At 38.2% G+C, this 6,361-nt stretch carries 7 protein-coding genes; 4 read left to right on the top strand and 3 right to left on the bottom strand.

Translation table 11 applies throughout. The annotated features are described in order from the left end of the window. The coding region (speE, locus tag FNZ24_RS17990; protein ID WP_153916217.1) for a polyamine aminopropyltransferase at window positions 1–557 on the bottom strand (557 nt) is incomplete at its 3' end. Window positions 558–1,158: 601 nt separating this feature from the next. Between speE and FNZ24_RS17985 the strand changes: the two genes are divergently transcribed. The 4 genes from FNZ24_RS17985 to FNZ24_RS17970 all read left to right on the top strand — a co-directional run bounded on the left by FNZ24_RS17985 (window position 1,159) and on the right by FNZ24_RS17970 (window position 4,594). Then, window positions 1,159–1,992 carry a S1 RNA-binding domain-containing protein gene (locus FNZ24_RS17985; RefSeq protein ID WP_153916216.1) on the top strand — a complete coding sequence of 278 codons (834 nt, stop codon included), beginning with the start codon at window positions 1,159–1,161 and terminating at the stop codon, window positions 1,990–1,992. A 78-nt stretch (window positions 1,993–2,070) separates the two neighbouring features. Next, the gene (locus FNZ24_RS17980) at window positions 2,071–2,739 is read left to right on the top strand and encodes a YceH family protein (protein WP_153916215.1); all 669 of its coding nucleotides are present in this window, start codon (window positions 2,071–2,073) and stop codon (window positions 2,737–2,739) included. A 122-nt stretch (window positions 2,740–2,861) separates the two neighbouring features. Beyond that, entirely contained in the window at window positions 2,862–3,695 is an 834-nt protein-coding gene (locus FNZ24_RS17975; protein ID WP_153916214.1) for an ABC transporter permease, read from the top strand. Further along, a complete protein-coding gene (locus FNZ24_RS17970; protein ID WP_153916213.1) occupies window positions 3,692–4,594 on the top strand; it encodes an ABC transporter ATP-binding protein in 903 nt (300 codons plus the stop codon). The genes FNZ24_RS17975 and FNZ24_RS17970 overlap by 4 nt, the downstream gene beginning before the upstream one ends. Before the next feature lie 422 nt (window positions 4,595–5,016). Here the strand turns inward: FNZ24_RS17970 and FNZ24_RS17965 are convergent, their stop codons facing one another. Further along, window positions 5,017–5,223: a cold-shock protein gene (locus tag FNZ24_RS17965; RefSeq protein ID WP_012155714.1), complete on the bottom strand. Its 207-nt coding sequence runs from the start codon at window positions 5,221–5,223 to the stop codon at window positions 5,017–5,019. Between the two features lie 278 nt (window positions 5,224–5,501). Then, entirely contained in the window at window positions 5,502–6,335 is an 834-nt protein-coding gene (rlmA, locus tag FNZ24_RS17960) for a 23S rRNA (guanine(745)-N(1))-methyltransferase (RefSeq protein ID WP_153916212.1), read from the bottom strand. Window positions 6,336–6,361 lie beyond the last annotated feature (26 nt).

Raw genomic sequence — 6,361 nt, 5'->3', positions numbered from 1 at the left:
BGATCWGTTAAGCAGCGCTTACAGTTTTCGTAAAATGCTGAGCTAAACAGCACTTCTCCAGGTCCAACTGGGTCGGTACAATCAGAAATAATGACATCAAAGCATTGTTGGCAGTTTTCAATAAAGTGCATCCCATCATCAATCACTAAATTCACTCGTGGGTCTTCGAAAGCCCCTTGAGAATGTTGAGGAAAATAGGTTTTACACATATCTACTACACTAGCATCGATTTCAACCATAGTAACCTGCTCAACACTTTGATGTTTCAGCACTTGCCTTAGCATTCCACCATCACCACCACCGATAATCAGGACTTTTTTAGCACTGCCGTGAGCCAGTATAGGGACATGAGTCATCATTTCATGATAAACAAATTCATCTTTCTCAGTTGTTTGTATAGCACCGTTTAATGCCATTACTCGGCCAAAGTGTTTATTCTCAAAAATACTTAAATGCCATTGCTCTGTTTTTTGTTCAAACAGAACTTGTTCAACTTCGAAATACTGCCCATAAGCAGTATGTAAGGTTTCATAGTAAAGATTTGTTTTGTTTAACATGTTTGTGTCCAACGTTGTCGCTAACACCTAGACATTAACAACGTAGATATAATAATTAAAAGTCATCAATGTTGACTCGAGGTTTGCCTTTAATCGAGTTCAAACATCAACCAATATACTTGCTATTTTAGTCTCTCACCTAGGGACTGCTGATCTTTCAAGGCTTTTCTTGCAGCGAATTGCAGGTCACTTTTACAAGGCAGATACTTTGAGCTGTAGATATTCTACATAAAAAGTCGATAAGGCAGTAAAACTAACCAACAAAGTAAACTGAGCGCTAAATACAATCAAACTTGCCCAAAACGCAAATAAAAAAGCGGCGCAATTAAACCCTGCAAACCAGTATAATGCAAGTAAGAAAAAGCGATTTTAGAATATATTTCTTTCTTCAAAGAAGCTGCTTAAGAAACATATGTTTTTTTTGTTAAAAACCAGTGATTTCACATTAATTTATGGCCCAAACTCTACCCGAACTATTAACCTTAATTGAGTTAAGAAATGAATAAATTGGCTTTGTTCACTCACGCAAGTTACATGGCATTGATATTGAGTATATAATTAGCCTGTTTTTTCATGAAATTTAAGTCAAATAGAGACGCAGATGATACAAATCGGAAAGAGTTACGCCTTAGAAGTCGTTAAACAAGTTAGTTTTGGCGTTTATGTCAATGCACAAGAGCTAGGACAAGTGTTACTGCCAAACAAATTTGTGCCTAAAAACTGTCAAGTTGGCGATATGGTTGATGTGTTTCTCTATCTTGACTCTGAAGATATTGTGATTGCCACGACCCAAAAGCCTTATGCCCAAGTTGGTGAGTTTGCTTACCTTAAAGCCATTGCAACGGGTCCTTATGGCGCTTTCCTTGATTGGGGGCTTGAAAAAGATTTACTACTGCCTTTTGGTGAGCAGCATAGAAGCATTGAAGAAGGTAAATCTTACTTAGTTTATGTGCATGCTAACCACGTTGATGAACGTATTATGGCCTCATCTAAAGTTGATAAATTTTTAGATAAAACCCCAGCTGAATACCAAGCAGGTCAAGAAGTTGATTTAATCATTGGCGGTAGTACTGATTTAGGTTTCAAAGCCATCATTAATCATGCTCATTGGGGCGTATTATTCCAAAATGAAGTATTTCAACGTTTAAGCTTCGGTCAATCAATCAAAGGCTTTATCAAACAAGTTCGTGAAGATGGCAAAGTTGATTTGATTTTACAAAAAGCAGATCAGAAAGGTTTAGACAGGAACGCAGAAACTATTATCAACAAGTTACATCGTGCAGGTGGTTTTTTACCGTTAAATGATAAAACTGATTCAGCAATTATTTACGATCAATTATCGATGAGCAAAAAAGCATTCAAGCGCAGCATTGGCGGTTTGTTTAAAGGTGGACAGATCAGCATTGAAGATGATGGAATTAGATTGCTCAAATAAGCTGCATACAAACTGAATTGTTTGATAAAAAGCATGGTTCTGTTATAACAAACCATGCTTTTTTATTTGGAGTAATTTATGGAACTTAGCAATCAAGAAGCCCGTGTTATCGGCTGTTTATTAGAAAAAGAAATTACTACCCCCGAGCAATACCCTCTTTCAATCAACTCTTTAACCATGGCCTGTAATCAAAAAAGCAGCCGTGAACCTGTCATGAATTTATCTGAGCAAGAAACCCAATCCATCATTGACGAACTTACCAAGAAAAGGCTTATCAGTGAACAGACAGGGTTTGGCAGTCGCGTTGTCAAATACAAGCATCGTTTTTGTAACACAGAATTTAGCGATTTACAGTTTTCCAGTGAGCAGCTTGCAGTCATTATTGTACTTCTACTTCGAGGTCCTCAAACACCTGGAGAGTTAAAAACCCGTTGTAATCGATTACACGAATTTGATGGCCCGCAACAGGTCGAAACCGCCCTGCAATCTTTAGCTTCACGAGATGAGCCGTTAGTAGTGCAATTGCCTCGAGAAGCCAATCGTCGTGATAGTCGATACGCGCAACTTTTCTCAGATAAACATTATTTAGAACAAGGCACGACACAGTTTGAAGTCAGCCAAGTTCCAGTTGGTAAAGCTACGACTTCAGAAACAGAGCAAGCATTGCAAGAAAGGTTAGCCTCACTAGAATCACAAGTCAGTGATTTAACTCAACGGATAACAGAACTAGAGCAACTTTTAGATTAGTCTTGGGTAATGCTTTACTATTTCGTAAGGTAAACATTAGCTTAACAATAATTAATCTTAATTATGTTAGCTATCACGTATGATGGCTAACACACCTAGAAACACTCAAGGATATTTTTTTAATGGACTCCACTCCACAATCATCCTCACTCCGACAAACTTGGTTAATTGCCAGTTATGAGTTGAGTAAACGCTTTACGAATACCAAAGGTATCGCAGCGCTCATTGCATTTTCGTTACTGTGGGCGATTATTTTACTCTACCCAGTACAAAGTGCATCGGTTTACATGCTTGAGCCAGGATTTAAAGAGTTGGTTCAAGGGATTTATGGCCCTGATGCACTCAGTCAGTTGTTCAGTTGGAAAGTAGCCGAATTTGCGGTGTTTTGGTGTATCGCTCTTTATGTTTTTCCTATGTTCAGTATTTTTATTACTGCCGATCAGTTTAGTTCAGATAAACAACGTGGTTCGTTTCGCTTTTTATCTCTTCGCGTCAGCCGAGACAGTATTTTCTTTGGTCGTTTTCTAGGTCAAATGCTGATTCAAAGTTGTTTATTACTGCTCACTATATTGGCTACCTTGCTGATGGTGCTTAGCCGTGATGCAAGCTTGTTCATGGACGCATTAGGAAGTGGTGTCACAGTGTTTATCAACATCTTCATCGCATTGCTACCTTATACAGCTGTGATGGCCGTGCTTTCTTGGTACGCAAATAGCGCACGTCAAGCCAGTATTTACGCTGTCATTTTGTGGGCTGTTAGCAACATATTAATTATGATTATTAATAGCCAAATTCCCGCTATGTCATTTTTAAGTTGGGTTTTGCCTGGCTCACAACTATCACTCATGATTAATACACAAGGGCTGAACTCTTTGATGTATGCCCCAATTCCTTTAATTCAGACCCTAGTCATTCTTATTGCTGGTCGCGTATACATGCAACGGAGTGCACTATGAAGCTAATCACCTGTGAAGGCATCGCTAAACATTACGGTACTAAGGCGGCGCTAAGTAATATTAACTTGTCTTTAGACTCTGGAGCGCCAATCGCCCTAGTTGGGCCCAATGGCGCCGGGAAAACCACCTTATTCAGTTTGCTATGTGGTTATATCCATCCAAGCGAAGGCGAGATCACCATTTTAGGTGAAAAGCCTGGCAGTCAAAAACTACAAAACTTGGTTTCAGCTTTACCGCAAGATGCAGCGTTAGATCCCAATTTTACCATAGTGTCGCAGCTAACGTTTTTTGGAAAGCTGCAAGGTATGAATGGTAAACAAGCAAAGCAAGAAGCACTTAGAGTGTTAGAGCTGGTCGATTTAACCGCTTCTGCGCTAATGCTACCTAAAAGCTTAAGCCATGGCATGAGTAAACGTGTTTCTATTGCTCAGGCGTTAATAGGCTCGCCTAAGCTGGTGTTATTGGATGAGCCTACTGCTGGTTTAGATCCTGCGAATGCCAAAAAGATTCGTCAAATCGTGAAAGACTTATCTGCAACGACCACTTTCGTTATCAGCTCACATAATTTAGAAGAGTTAGAAAAACTTTGTGATCAGGTCTTATACCTAGAACAAGGGCAGCTTCAACAGTCTGTTTCAATGAAAGCTGATGCAGAAACCGCTTTTTTAACCTTAACGATGCAACAAGCTGATATCGAGTTATTAAGTCAGAAAGTAAGCAGCATGCCGAATATTATCAACGTAAAAATCAACAATGATGAACAAATTATTATTGAACACCACTTTGATAGTAGCTTTAACTTAGAGCTGTCTTTGCTGACACTCTTTAGTGAAAATGCCTGGCAATACAAAGCCATCATGAAAGGTAGGAGTTTAGAAGAAACCCTATTCTCAAGCTAAGGCTTACTTGAGGTGTTCCTTTAAAAGCTCAGTTGTCATACTGGGCTTTTTTATTGTGTAGATTTTAATGTCACTTATGTCAATTCAAACTTTTGCATTCAACGCATCTAATTAACTACATTGAGACACTGACCTATGGATGAGTTAATACTGCGACAACTTTTTATTTTATATACTAATCATTTTAATCTAATCATTAATTATATAGCGCTAATTAGCTCAAAGGTTAAGCCTGTCAGCAATATATGCTGGCCAATTGGTGATAATAGAAAAATGTTACAAAAATGGCTTAGCTGTAGTTACAAGCGCTAGATATGATAAAAAAGTGGAGGATGACAGGATTTTTTACTTTCAGAAAAGCAAAAAAAACTGTAGTCAAAGACTACAGTTTTATTTAATTATCTAGCCGAAGCTAGGAATAATTAAACTACAGTTACGTTCTCAGCTTGTGGGCCTTTTTGACCTTGAGTAACAGTGAACTGAACTTTTTGACCTTCGTCAAGAGTTTTGAAACCGTCTGAGTTGATAGCACGGAAGTGAACGAATACGTCTGGACCAGACTCTTGCTCGATAAATCCGAAACCTTTGTCAGAGTTGAACCACTTAACAACACCAGTAACTTGAGACATGATATAAATCCTGTATATATAAATTAAAGCCTTAACGGCGGTAGAGCTGAAAATGCCGGTTTTACTTATGTTCACAGGACGAAACTGGTCGTATTGAAACACATAAACTAAGCCCAACCTTCAAGCCCGATAGATTATGAACCTTTCTACGGGGATGTCAACTAACATCAACATTTTAATTCAATTAGTTATTACATCGCTAAATATTTTCGAATGGAACCACTAATTAAAACTAAATATCAGATTCAAAAAGTAAAATAGCAAATCTAGATGACAAATCAATTACGTTGATGAATTTCAATACTAAAGTCTAACTCGCAGCTAAGTCCTTGATCTGCGATTTGTGCCTTTTGTTCTTGGGTTAACTTCCATGCGTAAGGCGTCATATTTAAAAAGTGTTCAATATCAATAGGGTCTGTCAACTCCAATTGATACTGTACTCTTTCTTGGTGTAAGCAGTTAAAGCCTTCAAGTTCAGCTTTAGCTTCGTCATGGGGTTTTGGCTCACTATAAATGATTTTTTTCATCGCAAAATGATGCATAGGGCCAGGTGAAACCGTGATTAAAATACCGTCTTGGTTAATCACTCGCTGTAATTCTTCTATCTTGGACGGCGCATAAATGCGCATAGCTAAATCAAAAGCGTTATCTGCAAATGGCATTTCGTAGGCACTGGCCACACAAAAATCTAATTCTGCATATCGTTTAGAAGCATATTTAATCGCAGATTTCGAGATATCCAAGCCTTGAAGGTGACAAGCTGTTTGACTATCACTGCTTTCACCTTCTTGCTGTAAAGCTTGTAATAAGCGATGACTGTAATAGCCTTCACCACATCCTATATCTAATATTTTTTCAGCACTGTTTGAGAACTGAATCGCGAGCTCATTCACTCTATCGCTGAGTTTTTGGTAATAACCTTTATTTAAAAACTCACGACGTGCGAACATCATCGTTTTATTATCACCAGGATCTTTAGAGTTCTTTTTCTGAACGGGCAATAGATTGACATAACCTTCTTTTGCGCAATCGAATTGATGTCGATTTTCACACTGCCAAGATTTGGCGTTTAGTGACAAGGCAGAACTGCATATTGGACAAATATATTGCATCAAATAACTCTGTATAAATAATAAAA

The sequence above is a fragment of the Shewanella sp. TC10 genome (assembly GCF_009663145.1).
GTDB lineage: Bacteria > Pseudomonadota > Gammaproteobacteria > Enterobacterales > Shewanellaceae > Shewanella.
The sequence above is the reverse complement of the archived record's forward strand: the minus strand, read 5'-3'. Positions and strand labels throughout refer to the sequence as shown.

What these genes read in the sequence shown, in the direction of transcription:
- FNZ24_RS17985 (WP_153916216.1), top strand. Translation starts at nt 1,159, where the DNA reads ATGATACAAATCGGAAAGAGTTACGCCTTAGAAGTCGTTAAACAAGTT.
- FNZ24_RS17980 (WP_153916215.1), top strand. Translation starts at nt 2,071, where the DNA reads ATGGAACTTAGCAATCAAGAAGCCCGTGTTATCGGCTGTTTATTAGAA.
- rlmA (WP_153916212.1), bottom strand. Translation starts at nt 6,335, where the DNA reads ATGCAATATATTTGTCCAATATGCAGTTCTGCCTTGTCACTAAACGCC.
- FNZ24_RS17970 (WP_153916213.1), top strand. Translation starts at nt 3,692, where the DNA reads ATGAAGCTAATCACCTGTGAAGGCATCGCTAAACATTACGGTACTAAG.
- FNZ24_RS17965 (WP_012155714.1), bottom strand. Translation starts at nt 5,223, where the DNA reads ATGTCTCAAGTTACTGGTGTTGTTAAGTGGTTCAACTCTGACAAAGGT.
- FNZ24_RS17975 (WP_153916214.1), top strand. Translation starts at nt 2,862, where the DNA reads ATGGACTCCACTCCACAATCATCCTCACTCCGACAAACTTGGTTAATT.